The organism is Massilia jejuensis (assembly GCF_042656795.1).
In the GTDB taxonomy this organism is placed as follows: Bacteria; Pseudomonadota; Gammaproteobacteria; order Burkholderiales; family Burkholderiaceae_D; genus Telluria; species Telluria jejuensis.
Genome location: NZ_JBHSMS010000062.1, coordinates 48382 through 73121 on the forward strand (window position 1 = coordinate 48382; position 24740 = coordinate 73121).

The 24740-nt window shown below is 67.3% G+C and carries 21 protein-coding genes; 16 read left to right on the forward strand and 5 right to left on the reverse strand.

Annotation, left to right across the window (positions count from 1 at the left end; genetic code table 11):
- The first annotated feature begins 2 nt into the window (after positions 1–2).
- From ACFPOU_RS18965 to ACFPOU_RS18975, 3 genes are all read left to right on the forward strand, one after another.
- A complete protein-coding gene (locus tag ACFPOU_RS18965) occupies positions 3–890 on the forward strand; it encodes an ATP-binding protein (protein ID WP_379724861.1) in 888 nt (295 codons plus the stop codon).
- A gap of 94 nt (positions 891–984) precedes the next feature.
- Positions 985–1419: an NUDIX domain-containing protein gene (locus tag ACFPOU_RS18970; RefSeq protein WP_379724864.1), complete on the forward strand. Its 435-nt coding sequence runs from the start codon at positions 985–987 to the stop codon at positions 1417–1419.
- Between the two features lie 9 nt (positions 1420–1428).
- Positions 1429–2730, forward strand: a complete 1302-nt coding sequence (locus ACFPOU_RS18975) for a D-amino acid dehydrogenase (RefSeq protein WP_379724866.1) — start codon at positions 1429–1431, stop codon at positions 2728–2730.
- A 43-nt stretch (positions 2731–2773) separates the two neighbouring features.
- Here the strand turns inward: ACFPOU_RS18975 and yacG are convergent, their stop codons facing one another.
- The 4 genes from yacG to ACFPOU_RS18995 form a co-directional block, all read right to left on the reverse strand.
- Positions 2774–2962 carry a DNA gyrase inhibitor YacG gene (yacG, locus tag ACFPOU_RS18980; protein WP_379724869.1) on the reverse strand — a complete coding sequence of 63 codons (189 nt, stop codon included), beginning with the start codon at positions 2960–2962 and terminating at the stop codon, positions 2774–2776.
- A 15-nt stretch (positions 2963–2977) separates the two neighbouring features.
- On the reverse strand, positions 2978–3733 hold the full coding sequence (zapD, locus tag ACFPOU_RS18985; protein ID WP_379724872.1) for a cell division protein ZapD: 756 nt from the start codon (positions 3731–3733) through the stop codon (positions 2978–2980).
- A 64-nt stretch (positions 3734–3797) separates the two neighbouring features.
- Positions 3798–4445: a dephospho-CoA kinase gene (gene coaE / locus ACFPOU_RS18990; RefSeq protein ID WP_379724952.1), complete on the reverse strand. Its 648-nt coding sequence runs from the start codon at positions 4443–4445 to the stop codon at positions 3798–3800.
- Positions 4446–4450: 5 nt separating this feature from the next.
- On the reverse strand, positions 4451–5314 hold the full coding sequence (locus tag ACFPOU_RS18995) for a prepilin peptidase (protein WP_379724875.1): 864 nt from the start codon (positions 5312–5314) through the stop codon (positions 4451–4453).
- Between the two features lie 211 nt (positions 5315–5525).
- Between ACFPOU_RS18995 and ACFPOU_RS19000 the strand changes: the two genes are divergently transcribed.
- The 9 genes from ACFPOU_RS19000 to ACFPOU_RS19040 all read left to right on the forward strand — a co-directional run bounded on the left by ACFPOU_RS19000 (position 5526) and on the right by ACFPOU_RS19040 (position 19249).
- On the forward strand, positions 5526–6704 hold the full coding sequence (locus ACFPOU_RS19000; RefSeq protein WP_379724878.1) for a pyridoxal phosphate-dependent aminotransferase: 1179 nt from the start codon (positions 5526–5528) through the stop codon (positions 6702–6704).
- A gap of 67 nt (positions 6705–6771) precedes the next feature.
- Positions 6772–7986, forward strand: coding sequence for an ABC transporter substrate-binding protein (locus tag ACFPOU_RS19005; RefSeq protein WP_379724881.1), 1215 nt, complete (start codon positions 6772–6774; stop codon positions 7984–7986).
- Positions 7986–10088, forward strand: coding sequence for a hybrid sensor histidine kinase/response regulator (locus ACFPOU_RS19010; protein WP_379724884.1), 2103 nt, complete (start codon positions 7986–7988; stop codon positions 10086–10088). Before ACFPOU_RS19005 ends, ACFPOU_RS19010 begins: the two co-directional genes overlap by 1 nt.
- 170 nt (positions 10089–10258) lie before the next feature.
- On the forward strand, positions 10259–11383 hold the full coding sequence (locus ACFPOU_RS19015; protein ID WP_379724887.1) for a sensor histidine kinase: 1125 nt from the start codon (positions 10259–10261) through the stop codon (positions 11381–11383).
- Between the two features lie 54 nt (positions 11384–11437).
- Positions 11438–12493, forward strand: coding sequence for a LacI family DNA-binding transcriptional regulator (locus ACFPOU_RS19020; RefSeq protein WP_379724889.1), 1056 nt, complete (start codon positions 11438–11440; stop codon positions 12491–12493).
- A gap of 258 nt (positions 12494–12751) precedes the next feature.
- Positions 12752–15034 carry a TonB-dependent receptor domain-containing protein gene (locus ACFPOU_RS19025; RefSeq protein WP_379724892.1) on the forward strand — a complete coding sequence of 761 codons (2283 nt, stop codon included), beginning with the start codon at positions 12752–12754 and terminating at the stop codon, positions 15032–15034.
- Between the two features lie 56 nt (positions 15035–15090).
- Positions 15091–16938: an alpha-amylase family glycosyl hydrolase gene (locus ACFPOU_RS19030; protein WP_379724895.1), complete on the forward strand. Its 1848-nt coding sequence runs from the start codon at positions 15091–15093 to the stop codon at positions 16936–16938.
- Positions 16935–17876: a PfkB family carbohydrate kinase gene (locus tag ACFPOU_RS19035; RefSeq protein ID WP_379724898.1), complete on the forward strand. Its 942-nt coding sequence runs from the start codon at positions 16935–16937 to the stop codon at positions 17874–17876. The genes ACFPOU_RS19030 and ACFPOU_RS19035 overlap by 4 nt, the downstream gene beginning before the upstream one ends.
- An 11-nt stretch (positions 17877–17887) precedes the next feature.
- The gene (locus tag ACFPOU_RS19040; protein ID WP_379724901.1) at positions 17888–19249 is read left to right on the forward strand and encodes an MFS transporter; all 1362 of its coding nucleotides are present in this window, start codon (positions 17888–17890) and stop codon (positions 19247–19249) included.
- A gap of 39 nt (positions 19250–19288) precedes the next feature.
- Here ACFPOU_RS19040 and ACFPOU_RS19045 read toward each other — a convergent pair whose 3' ends face one another.
- Positions 19289–20245: a Bug family tripartite tricarboxylate transporter substrate binding protein gene (locus ACFPOU_RS19045; RefSeq protein WP_379724904.1), complete on the reverse strand. Its 957-nt coding sequence runs from the start codon at positions 20243–20245 to the stop codon at positions 19289–19291.
- 231 nt (positions 20246–20476) lie between these two features.
- Here ACFPOU_RS19045 and ACFPOU_RS19050 point away from each other — a divergent pair, with 231 nt between their 5' ends.
- The 4 genes from ACFPOU_RS19050 (at position 20477) to leuD (ending at position 24729) form a co-directional block, all read left to right on the forward strand.
- Positions 20477–21673 (forward strand): CaiB/BaiF CoA transferase family protein, encoded by a 1197-nt coding sequence (locus tag ACFPOU_RS19050; RefSeq protein WP_379724907.1) that lies wholly within the window; start codon positions 20477–20479, stop codon positions 21671–21673.
- Entirely contained in the window at positions 21670–22608 is a 939-nt protein-coding gene (locus tag ACFPOU_RS19055; RefSeq protein ID WP_379724910.1) for a hydroxymethylglutaryl-CoA lyase, read from the forward strand. The genes ACFPOU_RS19050 and ACFPOU_RS19055 overlap by 4 nt, the downstream gene beginning before the upstream one ends.
- A 79-nt stretch (positions 22609–22687) precedes the next feature.
- Positions 22688–24091, forward strand: a complete 1404-nt coding sequence (gene leuC, locus ACFPOU_RS19060; RefSeq protein WP_379724913.1) for a 3-isopropylmalate dehydratase large subunit — start codon at positions 22688–22690, stop codon at positions 24089–24091.
- Entirely contained in the window at positions 24091–24729 is a 639-nt protein-coding gene (gene leuD, locus ACFPOU_RS19065; protein WP_379724916.1) for a 3-isopropylmalate dehydratase small subunit, read from the forward strand. Before leuC ends, leuD begins: the two co-directional genes overlap by 1 nt.
- Positions 24730–24740 lie beyond the last annotated feature (11 nt).

Below are 24740 nucleotides of genomic sequence, written 5' to 3' on the forward strand. Positions count from 1 at the left end.
GGATGACGCCGCTCGAACAGTTCCTGCAGCGCGCCGAGGGCTTGCTGGCGCGGGTCGAGGCGATGCTGCCGCCGATACCGCGCGAGCCGGACTTCAAGCGCGCGTTTGCTTTCCGCTGGCGCCGGCGCGCCGGCGGCGGGGGGTGTTACCTGCAGCCGGTGCTGCACGCCTCCACCATCCGCTTCGAGGATCTGCAACACGTCGAGGCGCAGAAACGCCAGATCGAGCAGAACACGCGCCAGTTCGTGGCGCGCCGGCCGGCCAACAACGTCCTCCTGACCGGCGCGCGCGGCACCGGCAAATCCTCGCTCATCAAGGCCTGCCTGAACGGTTTCGCCGACCAGGGCCTGCGCCTGATCGAGGTCGACAAGGCCGACCTGGCGGACCTGCCCGACATCGTCGACCTGGTGGCAGGACGCCCCGAGCGCTTCGTCGTCTTTTGCGACGACCTGTCGTTCGAGGAAGGGGAGGCCGGCTACAAGGCGCTGAAGGTGGCGCTCGACGGCAGCATCGCCACGCAGTCGGACAATGTGCTGATCTACGCGACCTCGAACCGGCGCCACCTGATGCCCGAGAAAATGTCGGACAACACGGGCTATTCGCACAGCGACGAGGGCGAGCTGCATCCGGGCGAGGCGGTCGAGGAAAAGATTTCGCTGTCCGAGCGCTTCGGCCTGTGGCTGTCGTTCTATCCGTTCCGCCAGGACGACTACCTCGGGATCGTGGCGCACTGGCTGCACAGTTTCGGCTGCACGCCACAGCAGATCGAGGCCGCGCGCGGCGCGTCGCTGCAATGGGCGCTGGGGCGCGGCTCGCGCTCCGGGCGCGTGGCCTGGCAGTTCGCCAAGGACTACGCCGGCAAGCTTGCCGAGGCCGCGGACCGGGCTTGACGGGGGGGGGCGCATGGCCGCAAGGCCGGCCCCTGCGGCGGTGCTTTACGCATCAGCCTGGCGTACAATATCGGATTTTCCGGACGGACCCGCCATGCAGGAAATACCAGCCCGGCCGATCGATGTGGCGGTCGGCATCTTGATGCGCCCGAACGGCGACGTGCTGCTCGGCCAGCGCCCGGCGGGCAAACCCTATGCCGGCTACTGGGAATTCCCGGGCGGTAAAGTCGAGGCGGGCGAGGACATTTTTGCCGCCCTGCAGCGCGAATTCGTCGAGGAACTCGGCATCGAGGTCGTCGGCGGCGCACCCTGGTGCTGCGTCGAACACGTCTACGAGCACGCCCACGTGCGGCTCCATTTTTATATCAGCCGCCACTGGCGCGGCGAACCGCAAAGCCTGGAAGGCCAGGCCTTTGCGTGGCAAGGGACAGTCGGCCTTACCCCGCTGCTGCCCGCAACCGTCCCTCTGCTGGCGTGGCTCGATCAGCTGCGCCATGCGGAGCAAGAAAGCAGTCAACCAATCTGTTGAAGGATCCTTGTGAAAATCATCGTCTTGGGTAGTGGTGTCATCGGCACCACCACGGCGTATTACCTGGCCCAGTCCGGGCACGACGTCACGGTCATCGACCGCCAGCCGGCCGCCGGCATGGAAACGAGTTACGGCAACGCCGGCGAAATCTCGCCCGGCTATGCGTCCCCATGGGCCGGTCCCGGCGTGCCGGCCAAGGCTGTCAGGTGGCTGATGATGCGGCACAGCCCGCTGGTCGTGCGTCCGACGCTCGACCCGAACCAGTGGCGCTGGATGCTGTCGATGCTGGCCAACTGCAATCACAAGAGCTACGCCGTCAACAAGGGACGCATGGTGCGCATGGCCGAGTACAGCCGCGACGTGCTGGTGCAGCTGCGCCGCGATACCGGGATCGGCTACGACGAGCGCAGCCAGGGCACCCTGCAGCTGTTCCGCACCCGCAAGCAGCTCGACGGCGCCGCCACCGACATCGCCGTGCTCCAGCAATACGGCGTGCCGTATGAAGTGCTCGATCCGGCCGGCTGCGAAGCCTATGAACCGGCGCTGGCCAAGGTACGCGGCAAATTCGTCGGCGGCCTGCTGCTGCCGAACGACGAGACCGGCGACTGCTTCAAGTTCACCCAGAAGCTGGCCGCCATGGCCCAGGAGCTGGGGGTCAAATTCCGCCACGGGGTCGAGATCAGGCGTTTGTCGAGCGAAGGCGACAAGGTCACCGGCGTGGTCACCTCGCAGGGCGAACTGAAGGCCGATGCCTTCGTGCTGGCGCTGGGCAGCTATTCGCCCATCGTGCTGAAACAGATCGGCATCCATATCCCGGTCTATCCGGTCAAGGGCTATTCGATCACGGTGCCGATCACCGACGCCGCCGGCGCGCCGGAATCGACCATCATGGACGAGACCTACAAGGTGGCGATCACGCGCCTGGGCGAGCGCATCCGCGTCGGCGGCACCGCCGAACTGGCCGGCTACGACCTGCGCCTGCACCAGGCACGCCGCGACACGCTGGAGCACTCGGTGACCGACCTGTTCCCGCAGGGCGGCGACGTGTCGAGGGCCGAGTTCTGGTGCGGCCTGCGTCCGATGACGCCGGACGGCACGCCGGTGGTCGGGCCGACCCCGTACCGCAACCTGTTTCTGAACACCGGGCACGGCACGCTCGGCTGGACCATGGCCTGCGGCTCGGGCCGCGTGCTGGCCGATATGGTGTCGGGACGCCAGCCGGAGATCGGGCTGGAAGGCTTGTTCATGGACCGGTACGGCCGGCGCAACAAGCCGGTGCTGGTGCCGGGCGGGATCAGCGTCAGCGCCTGAGGTTTCCCCGGCGCGGCGGGGCCGCCCCGCCCGGCGGGCCGGGTCAGTGCTTGTCTTCGTCGAGCGGATTGTCCTGCAGTGCGTCGGGCGCGGCACCCGGAATGGTGTACTTCTCTTCGGCCCAGGCACCCAGGTCGATCTGTTTGCAGCGCTCCGAGCAGAACGGGCGGAATGTGTTTTCCGGCTTCCATTCGACTGGCTTGGCGCAGGTAGGGCAGGCAACGACGGTCATGGCGGTTCTTGGAACTTAAAAATTACAGAGGGTCAGCTCGAACGGCACGTCTTCTTCCAGCGACTTCGGCTTCAAGTCGCCGCCCTGGGTGGTGAAGCGCACCCAGAGCATGTACTTGTTGGCCGAGATCTCGGGAATGGCGCCGAGCGACTCGTCCAGGCCGAGGCGCAGCATGTGGTAGACCTTGCCTTGCAGCATCTGCTGGTAGCTGCCGGCGGCGGCGACCATCCTGGTCGGCCGGCCGGAATCGCGCAGCAGGCGCAGCACGAGGGCGAGCGCGTCGCACAGCGGCATCAAGGGGCCGAACCAGCCCATGATGTCGGCATGGCGCTGTTCGGCCGGTCGTTTCTGCCAGGCGTAGTACGAGGGTAAATCGAATTCGCAGGCGCCGCCGGGGATGATGGTGCGGCCGCGGATGCTCATCAGCCACTCGTTGTCGCGCACGTTCTGGCCGGTCTTGCCCTGGCTGGCCACCAGGGCGCCGCTCACCTGGTCGAGCTCGGCAAGGATGGCGTCCAGCGCTTCGGGCGCGACGTTGGGATTGCTGCGATAGGCCAGCAGGCTTTGCTTCTGGCGTTCGAGTTCCTGCAGCAGGTCCGATTTCAGGTCGGCGCGGCCAGCCACTTCCAGCATGTCGAAGATCGTCGAGAGCGCGACATGGTGCTGCATCGGATGCTCCTGGCGTACGAAGAACTTGAACTTCTCGTACAGGTCCTCCAGCCGCAACAAGGTACGAATGCGCTCGTTGAAAGGATATTCGTAGACGATCAAAGTGACATTCCCCTGAATGTGGGCTGGCGAGCAACTCCATGATTCTGAACCATGCGGAGCAAAATTACAAACCCTGCATGGATGAACTGGCCAGACGCGCGGCCTCGGCCAGGTAAAAGGCATGCAGGCGCTCGACCTGGGGCCGCAGGGCGGCGATGCCGTCGTCGTTGACGACGACGTCGTCGGCGGCCGCCAGGCGCTGCGCGCGCGTGACCTGGGCCGCCATGATGGCGCGTACCTGCGCCTGCGTCAGGTGATTGCGGGCCATGACGCGCGCGACCTGGACCGCCTCGGGACAGTCGACCGCCAGCACCCGCGTCACGCGCTCGCGCCAGGTGCCCGACTCGATCAGGAGCGGCACCACGAATATCACATAGGGTCCGGTGGCGACCGCGGCCGCGGCGGCGGTCGCCTCGCGGATGAGCGGATGCAGGATCGCTTCCAGGCGCGCGCGCGCGCCGGGGTCGGCAAACACCAGCTCGCGCATCTTCGCACGGTCCAGGGCTCCTTCGGGCGTGGCGAAATCGGGACCGAATGCGGCCAGCAGGGCCGGCATCGCGGCGCCGTGCGGCGCCGTCAGGGCGTGGGCGATGGCGTCGGTGTCGACCAGCGAGGCGCCGAGCGCGCCGAACATGTCGGCCACCGTCGTCTTGCCGCAGCCGATGCCGCCGGTCAGGCCGACGGAAAATGCGCGTGTCTGGCCCGGTTCCATGGTTTTCAAGCAATCACGCCCTGGAAGATGCCGCCGATTTGCTCGCCATACAGCAGGGCGATCATGCCGGCTGCGGCGAGGTAGGGACCGAACGGGATCGGCTTGTCGCGCCCGCGCCGCGCGAATACGATCAGGCTGATGCCGACGATGGCGCCCACGACCGAGGACAGCAGGATGATCGTCGGCAGCATCGCCCAGCCGAGCCAAGCGCCGAGGGCCGCGAGCAGCTTGAAATCGCCATAGCCCATGCCCTCCTTGCCGGTGACGAGCTTGAAGAGCCAATACACGGCCCACAGCACCAGGTAGCCGGCCGCCGCGCCGATCACCGCGTCCCGCAGCGGCACGAAGGTGCCGTCCAGGTTGATCAACAGGCCCGCCCACAGCAGCGGGAAGGTCAAATCGTCGGGCAGCAGCTGGGTGTCGACGTCGATGAAGGTCATCGCGATCAGGAGCCAGGCGAACAGCAAGGTCGCCATGCCGGCCACGCCGCTGCCGAAGGTCCAGACCAGCAGGGCCGAGAGCAGGCCGGTCAGCAGCTCGACCGCCGGATAGCGCGCCGAGATCGGCGCCTTGCATTTGCGGCACTTGCCGCGCAGCGCCAGCCAGCTGATCACGGGGATGTTTTCCATGGCCGTGATCGGGTGCCCGCAATGCGGACAGGCCGAACGCGGCACCATCAGGTTGTAGCGGTCGGTGTGCGGCAATTCCTTGCCGCCCTCGTGGGCCACGTAATTGTCCGATTCGCGCTGCATCATCTTCGGGATGCGGTGGATGACCACGTTCAGGAAACTGCCGATCAGCAGGCCCAGCAGTCCAGCGACCAGGGTGGGACCGAACAAGCCCGGTGCGGCGAAGAGAAGAGTTTCCAATGCAGGCTTCCAAAAAATGAATGGTTCCGTAGATCAACCTATTTTAGGGGGTTTCCGCCGTTTTGGCGAAGAGACCTTGCGTTGGCTGCGCCGTTCGCCACAGGAATGTGGCGCGACCGTGCAAGGAGCTTGTCCCAGCCGCGGTAGTGGCTCGGGCGCCGGCGGGAAAAAGCGGAGACAATGCCGGGATTGCCACCATCGAACAACGACCATGAAAATCTCGCAACGCGCCCAGTCGATCGATCCCTTCTTCGCCATGGAGTTCGGCAAACGCGCCGCCGTGCTGGAGTCGGAGGGACACGAAGTCATCAAGCTCAGCCTCGGCGAGCCCGACTTCGGCCCGCCTCCCGCCGTGCTGGAAGCGGCGCGCGCGGCCGTCGACAGCGGCACGCTGCCCTATACCGCGGCGCTGGGCATCGCCGCCCTGCGCGAGGCGATCGCCGGCTTCTACCGGCTGGAACACGGCCTCGCGATCGACCCGCGTCGGATCGTCGTCACCGCCGGCGCCTCGGCGGCGCTGCTGCTGGTCACCGCCGCGCTGGTCGATGCCGGCGACGAAGTCATCGTCGGCGACCCGTCCTACCCCTGCAACCGCCAGTTTCTGAGCAGCTTCGGCGCCCAGGTAAAACTCGTCGGTACCGATGCCGGCAGCCGTTTCCAGCTCAGTGCCGACAGCGTGCGCGCCAACTGGACGGCGCAGACCACAGGGCTGATGATCGCCACGCCCTCCAATCCCACCGGTACCTCGGTGCCGCCCGACGAATTGCGCGCCATCTGCGAGTGGGCGCGCGCGCGCGGCGCCTGGCGCATCGTCGACGAGATCTACCTGAACCTGGGCGACCGCGATGCCGCGGGCCGGCCGCCGCAGACGGTACTGGCGTTCGACGACGGCGCCATCGTCATCAACAGCTTCTCGAAGTATTTCGGCATGACCGGCTGGCGCCTGGGCTGGGCGGTGGTGCCGGAAGCGATGGTGCCGACCATCGAGCGCCTGGCCCAGAATTACTATATTTGCGCCTCGCACCTGTCGCAGCAGGCGGCGCTGGCCTGTTTCACGCCGCCCTCGCTGGCGTTGTGCGAAGCGCGGCGGGTCGAGTTCGGGCGCCGCCGCGCACTGGTATTGAAAGGGCTGGCGGGGATCGGCCTGCCGGTGCCGGTGCCGCCGGACGGCGCCTTCTACGTGTATTTCGACGTGAGCGGAACCGGTCTGACGGCCTGGGAATTCTGCGAGCGGGTGCTGGAGGAAGCGCACGTGGCGCTCACGCCGGGCAAGGATTTCGGGCACGTGGGCGCGGACCGCTACGTGCGCCTCTCGTATGCCGCCAGCGCCGCGCACCTGGAGGAGGCGATTCGCCGGCTGGGAAGATTCATGGAGCGTCTCGGCCAATGAAGCGTCGCGTGGCACGGTCATTTAATGCACGCATTACAATAGTTGATTGCACTCTTCCATGACAGTCATGCCGAATCCGTCCGCTTTGCGCCTGTGCGCTTCCTTTGCCGGCAAGGTCGCCACTGCCGTCCTCCTCGCGTTGTCGATCGGCGCCACGGCGGCCGCGGCTGCGCCGGTGCCGGTTCTTGTGGGGCTCGACGCCGAATTCGGGCTCGATAACAGCACGTCGGCCCAGGCCGTGGAATTGGGCCTGCGCAGCGCCATCGGCGAAATCAACCGTGCCGGCGGCGTGCTGGGCGGCCGCCCGATCGAGTTGGTGACCAAGGATCACCGGTCCATCCCGGCGCGCGGTATCCGCAATATCGAAGAGTTCGCGCGCATGCCCGAGCTGGTTGCCGTGTTCGGCGGCCGCTTCAGTCCGGTGATCATCGAGGAACTGCCGACCCTGAAGGCGACGAAAACCTTGTTCATGGCGCCATGGTCCTCGGCCGACATGATCGTCGATAACGGCATGCAGCCCAATTACGTCTACCGCCCGTCGCTACGCGACAGCCTGGCCATGCCCAAGTTGCTGGAAACGGCGAAGAAACGGGGCCTGCGCCAGGTCGGCCTGTTGCTGACGAATACGTCCTGGGGGCGCAGCAACCTGGCGGCCGCGGAAAAATTCGTCGCTTCCGGCAAGGGCATCCGGATCGTTCAGACCGCCTGGTACAACTGGCGCGACCAGACGCTCGTGGCCCGCTACAAGGCCTTGCGCGACGCCGGCGCCCAGGCCATCGTCCTGGTCGCCAACGACGACGAAGCGGCGGTGCTGGTGCGCGAAGTGGCGGCCTTGCCGGCCGCTGAACGCATGCCGATCCTGAGCCACTGGGGTGTCACCGGCGGCGAGTTCACCAGGCAGGCCGGACCTGCCCTGCACCAGGTCGACTTTTCCGTGATCCAGACCTTTTCGTTCTTCACGGCCGACAAGCAGCAGCTCGCCCGCTTCATGGCCAGTGCGGCTGCCGTGTCGCCGATCCGCAAGATCGAGGACATCCATGGTCCGGTGGGCGTGGCGCACGCGTACGACCTGATGCACATCCTGGCCAAGGCAATCGACCTGGCCGGCAGTGCAGACAGGAAGGCCGTGCGTGACGCGCTCGAGAAAGTGCGCGAGCACCGTGGACTGATCAAGCATTATGCGCCGCCGTTCACCCCGGGCCGCCATGAAGCGCTGGGCGCGCGCGAACTGCTGATCGCCCGCTACCGCGCGGACGGCGTGCTGGCACCGACTGGCGATTGATGACGCCCTGGCTGCCGCTCCGGACCGGGAGCCTGACGCGGCGTTTCGCCATTACGGCGGCCATCCTGGCCGCCGTCGCCGTGTTGCTGGTGGCGGCAGTGTCGTTCTGGCTGGTCAAGCGCCAGCACATCGCGGCCGTCGCCTTGCTCCAGCAGGGTGAGGCCGCCTTCCATGCGCGCACCGTCGGCAATACGCTGCACACCCTGGCCGCGCGCATGGACGAAGTGGCCGACAGTCCGATCCTGGCCACCGCGCTGGTCGACAGCGCCGGACGCGAAACTTATCTAGCACCTTTCCTGAACGGCCTGCGCCAGATCAACGGGATCCCGGTCCAGGTCTTGTTCACCGATTTCGAAGGCAAGCCGATTGCGGGCAATGGCCTGGAACGCTTCGATTCCGAGCAGCTGGCCTGGCTGCGCGCGCGCATCGAACAAGGCGACAAGAGCGCGGCCATCTTCGAGCGCCCCGGCGGCGCGGAGCTGGTCGGCGCGACCTTGCTGCGCTATTCGCGCACCAACACGCCCGAAGGGGCGCTGGTCTACAAGCTCAGGCTGCACGACCTGCGGCCCGATCCCGCATCGACATTGACCTGGAAGCGACAGGCGCCGGCGGCCGCGGGCGGGTCTCGCCTCGACCTGCCGGTGAAGGTGCCGCATCAATTCGATCATCTCGGCCTGCGCCTGCACGTCAACGCCTCCGCATCCGGCCAGGCGCTGAAACGGCCCTGGTCCCAATACAGCCTGATCGGCGGCATCGCGGCCCTGCTCGCCGTGCTGGTGTTCCTGCTCGGATCGCGTTTCTCGCATGGACTGACCCAGGACCTGCGCAAGCTCGAGCAATTCGCCGCCAAACTGGGCGAAGAGGGCATCGGCGCGCACCGCGCCGAACTGGCCGGCAGCAGCGAGACGGTCACGCTGGCCAGATCGATCAACCTGATGCTCGACCGCCTGCAGCTGCAGCAGGCCCACCTGCAGCAGGAGCACCGCCGCAAGGACGAGTTCCTGGCAATGCTTGCACACGAGCTGCGCAATCCCCTGGCGCCGATCAGCAGCGCCGCCCAGCTGCTGCGCATGCTGTTCGCGCATGAACCGCGGGTCAGGGAGGCGAGCGAGGTGATCGGCCGCCAGGTGCGGCACATGACGCACCTGGTCGACGACTTGCTGGACGTCTCGCGCGTGACCCGCGGCCTGGTCACGATCGACAAGACAGCCGTGGAACTGGGCGCCGTGGTGCGCGAAGCGGTGGAGCAGATCGTGCCCGTGATCAAAGCCAGGGGCCACAGCCTGACGCTGGATCTGGCGCCGCACCCGCTGTCTGTCTCGGGCGGGCGCACGCGCCTGATCCAGGTAGCGGCCAACGTGCTCAACAACGCGGCGAAATACACGCCCGAGGGCGGCAAGTTGCACGTCACGCTCGCGCAGGATGGCGATCGTGCGGTCCTGCGGGTGCGCGACAACGGCATCGGCATCGCGCCCGACCTGCTGCCGGTCGTGTTCGACCTGTTTACGCAGGCCCAGCGCACCCCGGACCGCGCGCAAGGGGGGCTCGGCCTCGGCCTGGCGCTGGTCAAGAAGGTCGTCGAGCTGCACGACGGCACGGTCGAGGCGCACAGCGGCGGTCCGGGCCAGGGCAGCACCTTCACCATTCGCCTGCCGCTGCTGCACACCGCGGCGGGGGTGGCCGTGCCCGCGGCGACCGCGGCGGGGCCGGTCCAGGCGCGGCGCATCCTGGTGGTGGACGACAACGTCGACGCCGCGCGTACCCTGGCGCTGGTGCTGGAAACGGCCGGGCACAGCGTGACGGTCGAACATTCGGCGCAGGCGGCATTGCACCAGGCGGCGCATACGCCTTTCGACGTGATCCTGCTCGATATCGGTTTGCCCGACATGAGCGGGCACGCGCTGGCCGGCGCCTTGCGGGCGCTGCCGCACGGCGCCGGCGCGGTGCTGGTCGCCGTCAGCGGCTACGGGCAGGAAGAGGACCGGCGCAGGTCGCGCGAGGCGGGCTTTGCGGCGCACCTGGTCAAGCCGGTGCAGGCCGATGAATTGACCGGGACCATCGGCCAATTAGGCGTCGGCCAGCCGGGGGCGCTGATGGCGTGACGGCCGGCGCGCCGGCTTGCCAATGATGCAAGGCAGGGCGAATTCAGGGGACGCCCTGCGAGGGCGCGCGCGCGATGATACAGTGGCGGTTTTGCCTATGCCTGGCTGGCTCGCCGTCAGGCACAGGCCCGGGCACCTGGCCGCAGTCCCCATCGTTTTGGAGATGTTCAATGTTTTCGACTGATCTCACGTCAACGCGCGATGATCTTTCCCCGAAGTCTGCCCATATCGCCTCCTTGCGCGAGCAGGTGTTCGCACTGTGGGAGCAGGAAGTGCGGGCCCGCATCAGCGGCACCGAAGGCGTGACGCATCCGGTCCTGGTGGATACGCTGCCCTTGTTTTACGGAAATCTGGTGGAAGCCCTGACGCCTGATTTCCCCCGAGAAAATGCTGCCAGCGGAAGTTCGGCGGCGGCAGGCCACGGCAGCGAGCGCGCCCGCACGACCGAATACACCGCGGTCGAGGTGGTGGAGGAATACCATATCCTGCGCAAGGTCTTGTTGCAGGTATGCCGCAAGAACGGGATCGCCTTCGATGAACGCGAGATGCAGGTCATTACCGACTCCTTCGACCAGGCCATCCGCGAGGCGGTCAATGAATTTACCGAAATTCAAAAAGACTTCCGGGCGCGGGTCGCCGGCGCCCTGACCCATGACATGCGCTCCCCGCTGTCGGTGATCATCGGAGCAGCGAACTTGCTGGCGCGCTCGACCGACGATTCGGTCCGCCACCTCGCCGCCAAGATCCACGACAACGGCATGCGCCTGGAAACGATGTTCAAGCAGCAGTTGAATCTTGTGCAAAAGGCGCCCGTGCGGGTCGATCGTATCGCTGTCTCGCACTGGGATATCCTGCCGCTGGCCCGGGAAATCTGCGAGCATCAGAATGCGGTGCAGGCAGCCGTGTGCCGTGTGTCGGGGCATGAAACGCTGGTATGGTGGGATCGGATGCTGATCCAGCGGGCGCTGGAAAACCTGGTCGGCAATGCCATCAAGTACGGCGACAAGAAGGAAATCCTGGTGCACGTTTCTTCGCTTCATGGGCGCGCCATCGTCTCGGTGCACAACACCGGCAATCCGATTCGCGAAGAAAAACGCCAGCAACTGTTTGAATACCTGACCAGGGGCGATGCCACCGAAAAGCCCGGTTGGGGGATCGGCCTGGCCTTCGTCCAGGATGTCGCGGCACGGCATGGCGGGACGGTCGTGCTGGACAGTTCGGAAGAGGCGGGCACCACCTTTACGCTGGACATTCCTTGCGATTCCCGTCACATGCACTGCGACGGTCCTGCCTGACCGTCTTTGCCGGCGGCCAGGCGGCCCCGATGAGCGACCCACTATGAAGGAAGTATGAGCAAAGCAGGGCACACCGGTTCGAACGAGGCTGCGCGACAGCGCCTGCAGATGGCGGACATCGCCAGGCTGGCCGGCGTCTCGACGGCCACCGTCTCGCGCGCCCTGAACAACAGCCCGCTGGTGAACCAGGAAACGCGTACGCGCATTCTCGAACTGGCCGCCTCGCTCAAGTATTCGATCAACATCGGCGCCCAGAACCTGCGCCTGAAACAGAACCGCACCGTCGGCGTGCTGATTCCCTTCGATCCGCGCACGCACCAGAGCCTGACCGACCCGTTCCTGCTGGCCATGCTGGGCAGCCTGGCCGATGCCTTGACCGAGCGCGGCTTCGACATGCTGTTCTCGCGCATCGGCACCGACGAGATCGGCCTGGCGGCCGCGTCCTACGATTCGGGGCGCGTGATCGGCATCATCATGGTCGGACAATGGGGACGCCACCAGGAACTGAATGCGCTGGCCGCGCGCAAGGTGCCGCTGGTGGTATGGGGCGCGCAACTGCCGCAGCAACTGTACTGCTGCGTCGGCAGCGACAACGTCAACGGCGGCCGGCTCGCCACCGAACACCTGATCGCGCAAGGGCGCAGGCGAATCGCGTTCTTCGGCGACAGCGCCCTGCCCGAGCCGGCGCAGCGCTACCGCGGCTACTGCGAGGCGCTCGCGCGCCATGGCATCGCGGTCGACCCGCGCCTGCAGGTGTCGTGCTCCTTCCTGCCGGAAGGGGGGCACGAGGCGGTCGCGGCGCTTGCCGCGCGCGGCGTCGACTACGACGCCGTGTTCGCCTGCAGCGACCTGATCGCGATGACCGCGATCGACAGCCTGCGCAGCCTCGGGCGCCATGTCCCGGACGAGGTCGCCGTGGTCGGCTACGACGACATCGACCAGGCTTCCTGGTTCCACCCGCGCCTGACCACGGTGCGCCAGCCGATCGGCGCCGCCGGGCGCGCACTGGTCGACGCCCTGCTGGCACAGGTCGAGGGCGGGGCCGCGCTGTCGGCCGAGTTGCCGACCGAACTGGTGATACGCGCCAGCGCCGGCGAAACGGCCACCTGACCGGCGGCGGCGAGCGGCGTCGGAAGACGTCCTATCGGCTTCGGGTGAAATCGTTTGCAATCGAACAGTAGCGCTCACTCGCCCCCATCTTTCGATTATCGATTCGAAGCGGAATTGCAAAAAGCCACGATTCGAATATTTCTTTGCAATCGATTGCAATGGTACCGAATTATGGTGATAATCCGTTGACGAACCCATGCGCCAGGCAGGGGAAGACCGCACCCGATGGCACGGGGCGAACCATAAACGGAGGAGACCATGAGACACCCTTGCACCCGAATGGGGGCGGCAGTATCGCTCGCCCTGTTGCAGATGAGCGGCGCCAGCGCCCAGGAGACGGCGCCCGAGGCCGCGAAACAGGACGGCTTGCAGATGGAGCGCGTCGTCGTCACCGGCACGACCGGCGGCACCTCGAAGATGAAGTCGAGCGTCTCGATCAGCACCCTCGGCGCCGAAGCCATTGCCCAGGCGGCGCCGACCAGCGCGGCCGACGTGCTGCGCTCGGTGCCGGGCGTGCGCTCGGAGTCGTCCGGCGGCGAGAGCAACGCCAACATGACCGTGCGCGGCGTGCCGATCTCGGCCGGTGGTTCGCGCTATGTCCAGATCCAGGAAGACGGGCTGCCGCTGCTGCAATCGGGCGATTTCAACTTCGTCACGCCCGACGCCTACGTGCGCATCGACGGCGGCCTGTCGCACCTGGAAGTGGTGCGCGGGGGCTCGGCCTCGACGCTGGCCACCAACGCGCCCGGCGGCATCATCAACTTCATCGGCAAGACCGGCGAACAGCAGGGAGGCAGCATCAGCCTGACCCAGGGCCTGGATTACGATTCCTCGCGCATCGATGCCGACTACGGCGGCGCGCTGGGGCCGAAGACACGCTTTTTCGTCGCCGGCCATTACCGCGGCGGAGAAGGGGTGCGTCCCACCGGCGTGACCGTCGAGCAGGGCGGACAGCTGCGCGCCAACCTGACCCACGACTTCGACGGCGGCTACGTGCGCGTCTCCTACAAGCACCTGGACGACCGCAGCCCGACCGCGCTGCCGGTGCCGGTGCGCGTGACGGGCAACCGCATCTCCGAGATCGAGGGCATCGATCCGCGCACCGCCAGCTTCTATTCGCCCTACTGGGTGCCGGATGTGGCGCTCGACAAGGGCAATCGTTTCGCCGGCCACGACGTCAATGACGGCATGCGCGTGCGCAGCGATGCCTTCGGCCTGGAAGCGCAATTCGCCGCCGGCGACGGCTGGACCGTGACCGAGCGCCTGCGCACGGCGCGCAACGACGGCCGCTTCATCGGAATATTCGCCGCCAACAATGGTGCGGTGGGCAACTATACCTTCGCCACCGGCCCGAACGCCGGGCAGCCTTACGCCGGACGCGCCTTCGCCGCCGTGGTATTCAATACCTCGATCGACGACGTCGGCTCGACCATGAGCGACACCAAGTTCACCAAGACCGTGCAGCTGGCCGATGGCGCCCGCCTGAACCTGACCGGCGGGCTCTACGCGGCGGTGCAGGACCTTGGGCTGACCTGGAATTTCAACGAATACCTGATGCAGGCCAGCGGCGACAAGCCGGCCCTGCTGCGCACCGCGAGCGCCACCCCGGGGCTGGTCGGCCCGGCCTTCGGCGGCTGCTGCTCGCGCGCCGTCGACATGCGCTACAAGTACCTGTCGCCGTATGTGAACGTCGGTTTCGAGCGCGGTCCGCTCAATGTCGACGCCAGCGCGCGCCACGACCGCCAGCGCGCACAGGGCAGTGCGAATATCGCCACCGCGGCGCTGCGCTACGAGCCGGCCACGGTCCAGCAGGTCGACTACCGGTTGAGCCACAATTCGTATTCGGCCGGCGCCAACTACCGCTTCTCGAAGGGGCTGGGCGTGTTTGCCCGCGTCAGCGAAGGCGTATCGTTCAATGCCGACCGCATCCTGTTCGGCGCGCCGCTCGACGGCAGCACCCCGGTCAGCATCAATACCGTGCGCCAGGCCGAGGGCGGTGTCAAGTGGCGCAGCGGCGCCCTGAGCGCCTTCGTGACCGCGTTCCATGCCAAGACGCGCGAGACCAACTACGAAGTGACGACCCGCACCAGCACCGCCAACAGCTACGAGGCCAAGGGCGTGGAACTGGAAGCGGCCTGGCGCAGCGGCGCCTTCCAGGCCAACGGCGGCCTGACCCTCACCGATGCCGAGATCGTGGCCACCGCGCCGGGCGGCGAGGCGGTGATCGGCAACACGCCGCGGCGCCAGGCGCGCGCCGTCTACCAGCTGGCATCGAGCTACACCCTCGGTCCGGTGCTGTTCGGCGCCAGCCTGGTCGGCACCGGCAAGTCGTGGGCCGACGACCAGCACACGATCCTGATGCCGGCTTACCGCACCGTCGGCGCCTTCGTCAACTATGCCTACAACGACCGCATCACGCTGTCGCTGGCGGCGAACAACCTGACCAACGAACTCGGCTACACTGAAGTCGAAGGAGACGGTCATGCGGCACGCGCCATCAGCGGGCGCTCCGTCAAGGCCAGCGTCAAGTACGCATTCTGACCCGTCCTGCCCGGCGCCCTTCGCGGGCGCCGGCGTCTTCCTGACTGCCGCATACCATGAACGAACTGCCTTCCCCCGCGCCGCTGCTGGCGGCGCTTCCCCCCGAACGCCGCGACGAGGTCCTGCGCCGCTATGCGGAGCACGGCCCCTTGCTGTACCGGCGCCTGGCCGCCGTGTACGGCGCCATGCCCGGCTTCGGCCAGTGGTACGACACACTGCTGGGCGCACTGGGCGCGCTGCACGCGGCGCGTCCGCGGGAGCTGGTGGCGCTCGACGCGGCCCGCGCCGCCGACCCCGCCTGGTTCACGCGCCAGCACATGCTCGGCTATAGCGCCTATACAGACCATTTCGGCGGAAACCTGCGCGGGGTCGAAGAGCGCATCGGGCACTTGCAGACGCTCGGCGTGACTTACCTGCACCTGCTGCCTTTCCTGCGTGCGCGCGCCGGTGAGAACGACGGCGGTTTCGCGGTGGCGAGCTTCGACGAGATCGAACCCGCCCTTGGCACCATGGACGACCTCGAACATCTGTGCCTGCGCCTGCGCCGGGCCGGCATCAGCCTGTGCGCCGACTTCGTGCTCAATCACGTCGCCGACGACCATCCCTGGGCGCGGGCGGCGGCCGCGGGCGACCTTGGAAAGCGCGATTTCTTCCACGTCTTCCCGGACCGCACGCTGCCCGATCGCCACGAGCGCACGCTGGCGCAGGTGTTCCCGGATGCGGCGCCCGGCAATTTCACCTTCGTGCCGGCGCTTGGCGGCTGGGTCTGGACCACCTTCTATCCTTACCAGTGGGACTTGAACTACGCCAATCCCGACGTGCTGGCCGAGATCGTGGGCGCGCTGCTGCGCCTGGCCAACCGCGGCGTCGAAGCCTTCCGCCTCGATTCGACGGCCTTCCTGTGGAAGCGCGAAGGCACCGGCAGCATGAACCAGCCCGAGGTGCACGCGCTGCTGCAGGCGCTGCGCGCGATCGTGGCGATCGTCGCGCCCGGCGTGCTGCTCAAGGCCGAGGCCATCGTGCCGACCCGCGAGCTGCCGGCCTACCTGGGCACGCCGGAGGCGCCCGAATGCCACCTGGCCTACCACAGCACCCTGATGGCCGCGGGCTGGGCGGCGCTGGCCGAACAGGATGCGGACCTGCCGCGCCGGGTCATCGCGCGCACGCCGGCCCTGCCGGACGCGGCCTCATGGCTGACCTATGTGCGCTGCCACGACGATATCGGCTGGAAGATCCTCGCCGATGAAGCCGGCTCCAGCGAGCGCCTGGCGCAGGTGGCGCGCTTCTTCCACGGCGCCGACGGCAGTTTCGCGGCCGGGGTGGGCTTCCAGTCGGGCGCGCACGTGCAGGTGCCCGCCACCAACGGCATGGCCGCCGCCCTGGCCGGCTTCGAGACGGCGGCCGGACCGCTCGCGCGCGAACTGGCGCTGCGCCGCCTGCTGCTCGTCTACGGCCTGGCATGCGCATTCGGCGGCATGCCGCTGGTCTACATGGGCGACGAACTGGGCATGGGCAACGACCATGCCTACCGCGACGATCCGGCACGCGCGCACGACACGCGCTGGGTCCAGCGCCCGCTGCTCGACGCCGGCAGGCTGGCGCTGCGCGACGATGCCGAGGCCTGGACCGGGCGCGTGTTCCGGGCGCTGCGCGCGCTGGTCGAGGAGCGCCGCGCCTGCCCGTCGCTGGCGGCCGGCCAGGCGCGCGCGCTGGTCGACGCCGGCGACCCGGCCGTGCTGGGACTGGCGCGCGGCGACGCCTTCCTCGCCCTGTTCAACTTTTCGGCGCGCCCGGTCGTGGCGCGGCCGGCCGGCGTGCACGGCTGGCCGGCCGAGGTCGAACTCGAGCCCTGGGGCATGCGCTGGCTGCAGCGCGCGCCGGCCGCGCCGGGAGCGGCGCCATGACGGGCGCCAACGAGCCGGTCGCCGTCTTCGGCGAGGCGCTGGTCGACGATTTCGGCACCAGCCAGGTCGTCGGCGGCGCCCCGTTCAACGTGGCGCGCCACCTGGCGGCCTTCGGCGCCGCCCCCCTGATGCTGACCCGGATCGGCAGCGATGCGGGCGGCGTGCTGGTGCGCGAGCAGCTGGCCCGCTTCGGCATGCGCAGCCAGGGCGTGCAGGTCGACCCCGCGCGGCCTACCGGCCGGGTGCTGGTCGAGCGGGACGGGGCCGGGCACCGCTTCGTGATCCTGCCCGACCAGGCCTGGGACCATATCGAATCGGCGCCGCTGCTGCACGCGCTCGCGGGCGAAACGCCGGCGCTGCTGTACGCCGGCACCCTGGCGCGGCGCGCGCCCGACTCGCGCGCGGCGCTGGCGGCCCTGCTGGCGGCAAGCGCGGCGCCGCGCTTCCTCGACCTGAACCTGCGTGCCAGCCAGGTCGGCGACGCTTGCGTGCTGGCGGCGCTGCACGAGGCCGATATCGCCAAGCTCAACGAGGAAGAGCTGGCCTGGCTGCACGATGCCGCCGGCCAGCCGCGCCCCCCGGGAGAAGATGCCTGCGGCGACGCCGCCGCGGCGGCCTGCGCGGCCCTGATGGCGCGGTTCGGTCTGCGCGAGCTGGTCGTCACGCTCGGCGCGCGCGGCGCGCTCTGGTTCGGCGCCGATGGCGCGCGCCTGCAGGCGCGGGCCGGCGCGCCGGCCTGCCTGGCCGACACGGTCGGGGCCGGCGACGCGTTTTCCGCCGTGTTCGTGCTGGGCGTCGTGCGCGGCTGGCCGCGCGCGGCAACGCTGGCGCGCGCCGCGGCCTTCGCCAGCGCCATCTGCGGCGTGCACGGCGCCGTTCCGCCCGATCCGTCCTTTTACGCCCCCTGGCGCGCGCAGTGGCGCGCCGGCCCCACTTGAAAGAAACCGCCATGGCACGTCAACCCCGCCTGTCGTTCTGGCAAATCGTCAACATGAATGTCGGCTTCTTCGGCATCCAGTTCAGCTTCGGGCTCCAGCAAAGCAACATGAGCCCGATCTACAAATACCTGGGGGCGGACGAGGCGACCTTGCCCCTGCTGTGGCTGGCCGGTCCGGTGACCGGCCTGGTGGTGCAGCCGATCATCGGCGCCATGAGCGACCGCACCGTCACGCGCTGGGGCCGGCGCACGCCGTATTTCCTGATCGGCGCCATCCTGTGCAGCCTGGGCCTGCTTGCCATGCCGTTCAGCCCCACGCTGTGGATGGCGGCCAGCCTGCTGTGGATCCTCGACGCGGCCAACAATGTCACGATGGAACCCTACCGGGCCTTCGTCAGCGACAAGCTGGCGCCGCCCCAGCATTCGCTGGGCTTCCTGACCCAGAGCGCCTTTACCGGGCTGGGACAGACGCTGGCCTACCTGACGCCGTCGCTGCTGGTGTTCTTCGGCATGGACAAGGACGCCACCAACGGCAGCCACATCCCCCAGGTGGTGGTGGCCGCCTTCATGATCGGCGCGGTGATGTCGATCGGCAGCATCCTGTGGTCGCTCAAGACCAGCCCCGAGCTGCCGTTCGAGCCTGCGGAACTGGAGCGGTTGCGCGCGCATCCGATCGGCGTGCGCGCCGTGCTGGCCGATATTGCGCTGGCCCTGCGCGAGATGCCGGACACGATGCGCCGCCTGGCCCTGGTCAAGCTGTTCCAGTGGTATGCCATGTTCTGCTACTGGCAATACATCATGCTGTCGCTGGCCAAAACGCTGTACGGCAGCACCGATCCGGCCAGCGCCGGCTTTCGCGACGCGGTCCTGCTCAATGGCCAGATCGGCGCGTTCTACAACTTCGTCGCCTTCGTCGCCGCCTTCGCGCTGGTGCCGTTCACGCGCCGCTTCGGCGCCAAGCGCATGCACAGCGCCTGCCTGGCCGTGGCCGGGGCCAGCATGCTGTCGATCCCGCTGATCCGCGAGCCGGCGCTGCTGTTCCTGCCGATGGTCGGCATCGGCCTGGCCTGGGCCAGCATCATGGGCAATCCCTATGTGATGCTGGCCGGCTGCATTCCGCCCGAGCGCACCGGGGTCTACATGGGGATCTTCAACATGTTCATCGTGATTCCGATGATTATCCAGATCTTCACGCTGCCCCTGTACTACGAGGCCGGCCTGGGCGGCAATCCGGAAAACGTGATCCGCCTGGCGGGCGCGCTGATGCTGTGCGCTGCGCTGGCGGTATTGTGGGTGAGGGTGCAGCCGGCGCAGGCCGCGCCGGCCGCCGCGGGTGGGCGGGCCGATCCGCGCGAGGCCTGGAACGCGCCATGAAGAAGGCGCGCCGGCAACGCGCGCCGGCGCGGTCGACGCTCAGTCAAGCGTGATGCTGGCCTTGCTGATGACGTTGCGCCAGTAGCCGAGCTCGTTGTTGACGAGGGTGTCGAGGGCGGCCGGATTCAGGTAGCGCAGTTCGACGCCCTGGGCCGCAGCCTGCTTCTTGGCTTCCGGCGTGTCGAGCGCTTGCTTGACGCCGTTGCTGATCTGGTTCACCAGGGCTGGCGGCGTGCCGGCCGGTGCGAACAGGCCGACCCAGGCTTCCAGCGTAAAGTCGGGCAAGCCTGCTTCGGCCGTGGTCGGCACTGCCGGCAGCATCGGATGACGGGTCTTGCCGGCAATGGCCAGCGCCTTCAGCTTGCCGGACTGGACGTGCTGCATCACCGATGGCGGCGTGGTGATGAAGACTTGCACGCGGCCCGATACCACGTCCGCAATCGCCTGGCCCGAACCTTTGTAGGGGATGTGCAGCATGTCGGTGCCGGTCTGCTGCTTGAACAGCTCGGTCCCGATATGCGACAGCGAGCCGTTGCCCTGGGAAGCATAGCTGACCTTGCCAGGATTCTTTTTCAGGTAGGCGATCAGTTCAGGCAGCGTATTGACGGGCAGGGAAGGGTGCACGGCCACCACATTCGTGGCGGCGACCAGCAGCGCGACCGGCGTGAAATCCTTCGGAGCCCAGGGCAGCTTGGCCATGAGCGAGGGGTTGGCAGTGTGATAGGCCGAATACGACACCAGCAGGGTCGCGCCGTCCGGTGCGGAACGGGCCACCGCCTGGTAGGCGATATTGCCGCTGCCGCCAGGGCGGTTGTCGATGACGACGGTATGCTTGAGCAATTGACCGAGCGGCTGGCCTACCACGCGGGCAGCGGTGTCGACCACGCCACCGGGAGGATTGGGAACGATCAGGGTGATCGGCTTCGATGGCAGCGACTGGGCGAATGCCGTGCTCGAAGTGAGTAGCAGCATGCAATAGGCAAGTTTGCGGAACATTAAAAGTCTCCTGTGGATGTAAGATGCAACTGATGTCGCTCTGAACGGCGGGTTCGGCCCCAATTTACCGGTTTATTTGTGGTCCGGCATTCGTATTATCCACAAGGTAGCCTTCGCGTTTCGCGAAGCTTTCGTATTTCGCGAAGGGCCGATTGCCGATTTAGAACTTCCATCGCGCGGCGGCTTGCCGCCACACTCGCTCCAGGCTTTCATTTCGAGTACGAGTTCACGATGACAAATCAGATTCTTTCCGGCATCCGCGTCCTGGAGTTGGGGCAATTGATCGCTGGGCCATTCGCCGCCAAGACCCTGGCCGATTTTGGTGCCGAGGTGATCAAGGTGGAAACGCCCGGCGACGGCGACCCCTTGCGTAAGTGGCGTATGTTGCACGAGGGCACGTCGGTCTGGTGGCAGGCGCAGTCGCGCAACAAGCAGTCGATCTGCATCGACTTGCGCACCGCTGAAGGCCAGCAGCTGGTGCGCATGCTGGCCGAGTCGGCAGATGTGCTGATCGAAAACTTCCGGCCCGGCACCATGGAAAAATGGGGCATGGGCTGGGACGACCTGTACCGGATCAATCCGCGCCTGATCATGCTGCGTGTTTCCGGCTACGGCCAGGACGGGCCGAGGCGCGACGAACCCGGTTTCGCCGCGATCGCCGAAGCGATGGGCGGCCTGCGCTACATCACCGGCGAGCCGGGGCGGGTGCCCGTGCGCGCCGGCGTATCCCTCGGCGATACCCTGGCAGGCTTGCATGGCGCGCTCGGCATCTTGCTGGCGCTGTACCAGCGCGACGCCAAAGGGGGCACCGGCCAGATGATCGATGTCGCCCTGTACGAGTCGGTGTTCAACCTCACCGAAAGCCTGTTGCCCGAATACTCGGCCTTCGGCGCGGTGCGCAAGCCGGCGGGCGGCGCGCTGCCCGGCATCGCGCCGTCGAATGCGTATCGCTGCCAGGATGGCGAATACGTCCTGATCGCCGGCAATGGCGACTCGATCTTCAAGCGCCTGATGCAGGCAATCGGGCGCGCCGACCTGGCCGACGATCCCGGGCTGGCAAAAAACGACGGCCGTGTCGGCCGCGTGGCGGAACTCGATGCCGCGATCGAAACCTGGACCGGCACGCTGCCCATCGACGCGGTGCTGGCTGACCTGAAGCAGGCCGGCGTGCCTTCGGGACGCATTTATTCGGCCAAGGATATCGCCGAGGACGAGCACTACCGGGCGCGCGGCGTGATCGAAAAAGTACGCAGCGCGGAGGGGCTGGAGGTCGAAGTGCCGGGGATCATGCCGAAGTTATCGGGCAATCCCGGCGCGATCCGCGAGCGCGCGCCAGCACTGGGCGAGCACACCGAACAGATCCTGGCCACTGCCGGCCTTTCCACGGCCGAGATTGCCGCCTTGAAGGAAAAAGGAGTCGTATCGTGACCCGCCGCCTCGAAATCAACGAAGTATCGCCGCGCGACGGCTTGCAGATGGAGCCGGTCAACGTCCCCACGCAGGCCAAGATCGCCTTCATCGACGCCTTGTCGGCCTGCGGATTTTCCCGCATCGAAGTCACTTCCTACACCTCGCCCAAGGCGATTCCGGTTCTGGCCGACGCCGAGGCGGTGATGGCCGGCATCAAACGTGTCGCCGGCGTGAAGTACACGGCCCTGGTGCCCAACCTGAGAGGAATGGAGCGCGCCGTGGACGGGCGCCCGGACGAGATCAACCTGGTCATGTCGGCCAGCGAAACCCACAACCGCGCCAACCTGCGCATGACGCGCGCGCAATCGCTGGCCACCCTGCAGGAGGTCATTCGCGCCGCCGCAGGCCTGAACTTGCCCTGCAACGTCTCGCTGTCCACGGCATTCGGGTGTCCCTTCGACGGCGAAGTCGACCCGGAACAAGTGATCGGGCTGGCCGGCCTGCTGGCCGATACGGGCGCCGCCGGCATCACCGTCTGCGACACCACCGGCATGGCGTATCCGACCCAGGTCGCGCGCCTGTGCGAACAATTGCAGCGTGCGGTGCCGGGCCTGCCCTTGACCATTCACCTGCATAACACGCGCGGCATGGGCCTGGCCAATGCGCTGGCCGCCTTCGATGCCGGCATCGACCGCTTCGACGGCGCCCTGGGCGGCCTGGGCGGCTGTCCGTATGCGCCCGGCGCCAGCGGCAATGTCAGCACGGAAGAGCTGGTGCACATGTTCGCCGCCATGGGCCACGACACCGGCGTGGCACTCGATGCCCTGCTCGCGGTCGTGGGTTCCCTGTCCGGCGTGGTCGGCCGGCCGGTGTCGAGCCAGCTGGCGCAAGCCGGCCCGCGGCTGCGCCGTTTCGCGCCGCCGGCCTGGCTGGCGGAAAAATTCACGCAGTAGGCAGCCGCTTCATGGCCCGGCTTTTTGGCCAGGCAATCGTAGTCAACAACCAGTTCGCGCGTAAAAGGTAGGGAAGAACATGGGACAAACGCTGTACGACAAGCTGTGGGCGAGACATGTGGTGCATGTCGAGGACGATGGCACCACGCTGCTGTACGTCGACCGCCATCTGCTCAACGAGGTCATGAGCCCGCAGGCATTCGAAGGCTTGCGCATTCATCAGCGCAAGGTGTGGCGCATCGCGTCGAACCTGGCCGTGGCCGACCACAACATTCCCACCACCGACCGCAGTGCCGGCATCGACGATCCGGTATCGCGCCTCCAGGTCGAGACCCTGACCAAGAATTGCGGCGAGTTCGCGATTACCGAAATCGGCATGACCGACCGGCGCCAGGGCATCGTGCACGTCATCGGACCGGAGCAGGGGATCACCCTGCCGGGCCTGAGCGTGGTCTGCGGCGACAGCCATACCAGTACCCATGGCGCATTCGCCTGCCTGGCCTTCGGCATCGGCACCTCGGAAGTCGAGCATGTACTGGCGACGCAATGCCTGCTCGGCAAGAAATCGAAGAACCTGCTGGTGCGCTTCGAGGGCGTGCTGCCGGCCGGCGTGACGGCCAAGGACATGGCGCTGGCCATGATCGGCAAGATCGGTACCGCCGGCGCGACCGGCTACGCGATCGAGTATGCGGGAGAGGCGGTGAGCGCCCTGTCGATGGAAGGGCGCATGACCTTGTGCAACCTGACGGTGGAGGCGGGCGCCCGGTGCGGCATGATTGCCGTGGACGACAAGACGATCGACTACCTGCAGGGCCGGCCGCAGGCGCCCACGGGGGAACGGTGGGAACGGGCGGTGGCGTATTGGCGCACCCTCAAGAGCGATGCCGACGCGGTCTTCGACCAGGTCGTCACGATCGACGTCTCCCGGATCACGCCCCAGGTCACCTGGGGCACGTCGCCTGAAATGGTGATGCCGGTCGACGGCACGGTGCCCGACCCGGCACGCGAACCGGACCCGGTCAAGCGCGCCGGCATCGCGCATGCGCTGGCCTACATGGGGCTGGCGCCGGGCACGCCGATGACCGATATCCATGTCGACGTGGTCTTCATCGGATCCTGCACCAATTCGCGCATCGAGGACTTGCGCGCGGCCGCCGCCATCGTGCGCGGCCGGCAAGTGGCGCACAACGTGGAGCTGGCGCTGGTGGTGCCGGGTTCGGGACTGGTCAAGCGGCAGGCCGAGGCCGAAGGACTCGATGCGGTCTTCAAGGAGGCGGGATTCGAATGGCGCGAGCCGGGCTGCTCGATGTGCCTGGGCATGAATGCCGACCAGCTGAGGCCCGGGCAACGCTGCGCGTCGACCTCGAACCGCAACTTCGAGGGACGGCAGGGCGCCGGCGGGCGTACCCACTTGGTCAGTCCGGAAATGGCGGCGGCGGCCGCCGTCATGGGACACTTTGTCGATATCAGGGATTGGCGTTAATGGAAAAGTTCACCACACATACAGGGCTGGTCGTGCCGCTCGATCGCGGCAATGTCGATACCGACGCCATCGTGCCGAAGCAGTTCCTGAAATCCATCCGGCGGTCCGGGTTTGGCGTGAACCTGTTCGATGCCTGGCGTTACCTGGACATCGGCGAACCGGACCAGGATTGCAGCGGGCGGCCGCTGAACCCGGATTTCGTGCTGAACCAGCCGCGCTACCAGGGCGCGAGCATCCTGCTTGCCCGCGAAAATTTCGGCTGCGGCAGCTCGCGCGAGCATGCGCCCTGGGCCCTGTCCGACTACGGCTTTCGTGCCATCATCGCGCCTTCGTTCGCTGAAATTTTCTACAACAACTGCTTCAAGAATGGTTTGCTGCCGATCGTGCTGGCCGAGCATGACGTCGACGACCTGTTCACGGCCTGCGAACGAAGCCCCGGGTTCCAGCTCGCGCTCGACCTGCCGGCCCAGACGGTCACCTGGCCGGACGGGCAGCGCACGATCCGCTTCGAGGTCGATGCGTCGCGCAAGCACCGCCTGCTCCATGGCCTGGACGACATTGCGCTGACGATCAGCCACGCCGACAAGATCAGGGCGTACGAGGCGCGCCGCAGGCAGGAGGAGGACTGGCTGTTTTGAGGATGGGCGCT

What these genes read in the sequence shown, in the direction of transcription:
- ACFPOU_RS18965 (WP_379724861.1), top strand. Translation starts at nt 3, where the DNA reads ATGACGCCGCTCGAACAGTTCCTGCAGCGCGCCGAGGGCTTGCTGGCG.
- ACFPOU_RS18970 (WP_379724864.1), top strand. Translation starts at nt 985, where the DNA reads ATGCAGGAAATACCAGCCCGGCCGATCGATGTGGCGGTCGGCATCTTG.
- yacG (WP_379724869.1), bottom strand. Translation starts at nt 2,962, where the DNA reads ATGACCGTCGTTGCCTGCCCTACCTGCGCCAAGCCAGTCGAATGGAAG.
- coaE (WP_379724952.1), bottom strand. Translation starts at nt 4,445, where the DNA reads ATGGAACCGGGCCAGACACGCGCATTTTCCGTCGGCCTGACCGGCGGC.
- ACFPOU_RS19000 (WP_379724878.1), top strand. Translation starts at nt 5,526, where the DNA reads ATGAAAATCTCGCAACGCGCCCAGTCGATCGATCCCTTCTTCGCCATG.
- ACFPOU_RS19005 (WP_379724881.1), top strand. Translation starts at nt 6,772, where the DNA reads ATGCCGAATCCGTCCGCTTTGCGCCTGTGCGCTTCCTTTGCCGGCAAG.
- ACFPOU_RS19010 (WP_379724884.1), top strand. Translation starts at nt 7,986, where the DNA reads ATGACGCCCTGGCTGCCGCTCCGGACCGGGAGCCTGACGCGGCGTTTC.
- ACFPOU_RS19015 (WP_379724887.1), top strand. Translation starts at nt 10,259, where the DNA reads ATGTTTTCGACTGATCTCACGTCAACGCGCGATGATCTTTCCCCGAAG.
- ACFPOU_RS19020 (WP_379724889.1), top strand. Translation starts at nt 11,438, where the DNA reads ATGAGCAAAGCAGGGCACACCGGTTCGAACGAGGCTGCGCGACAGCGC.
- ACFPOU_RS19025 (WP_379724892.1), top strand. Translation starts at nt 12,752, where the DNA reads ATGAGACACCCTTGCACCCGAATGGGGGCGGCAGTATCGCTCGCCCTG.
- ACFPOU_RS19030 (WP_379724895.1), top strand. Translation starts at nt 15,091, where the DNA reads ATGAACGAACTGCCTTCCCCCGCGCCGCTGCTGGCGGCGCTTCCCCCC.
- ACFPOU_RS19035 (WP_379724898.1), top strand. Translation starts at nt 16,935, where the DNA reads ATGACGGGCGCCAACGAGCCGGTCGCCGTCTTCGGCGAGGCGCTGGTC.
- ACFPOU_RS19040 (WP_379724901.1), top strand. Translation starts at nt 17,888, where the DNA reads ATGGCACGTCAACCCCGCCTGTCGTTCTGGCAAATCGTCAACATGAAT.
- ACFPOU_RS19045 (WP_379724904.1), bottom strand. Translation starts at nt 20,245, where the DNA reads ATGTTCCGCAAACTTGCCTATTGCATGCTGCTACTCACTTCGAGCACG.
- ACFPOU_RS19050 (WP_379724907.1), top strand. Translation starts at nt 20,477, where the DNA reads ATGACAAATCAGATTCTTTCCGGCATCCGCGTCCTGGAGTTGGGGCAA.
- leuC (WP_379724913.1), top strand. Translation starts at nt 22,688, where the DNA reads ATGGGACAAACGCTGTACGACAAGCTGTGGGCGAGACATGTGGTGCAT.
- leuD (WP_379724916.1), top strand. Translation starts at nt 24,091, where the DNA reads ATGGAAAAGTTCACCACACATACAGGGCTGGTCGTGCCGCTCGATCGC.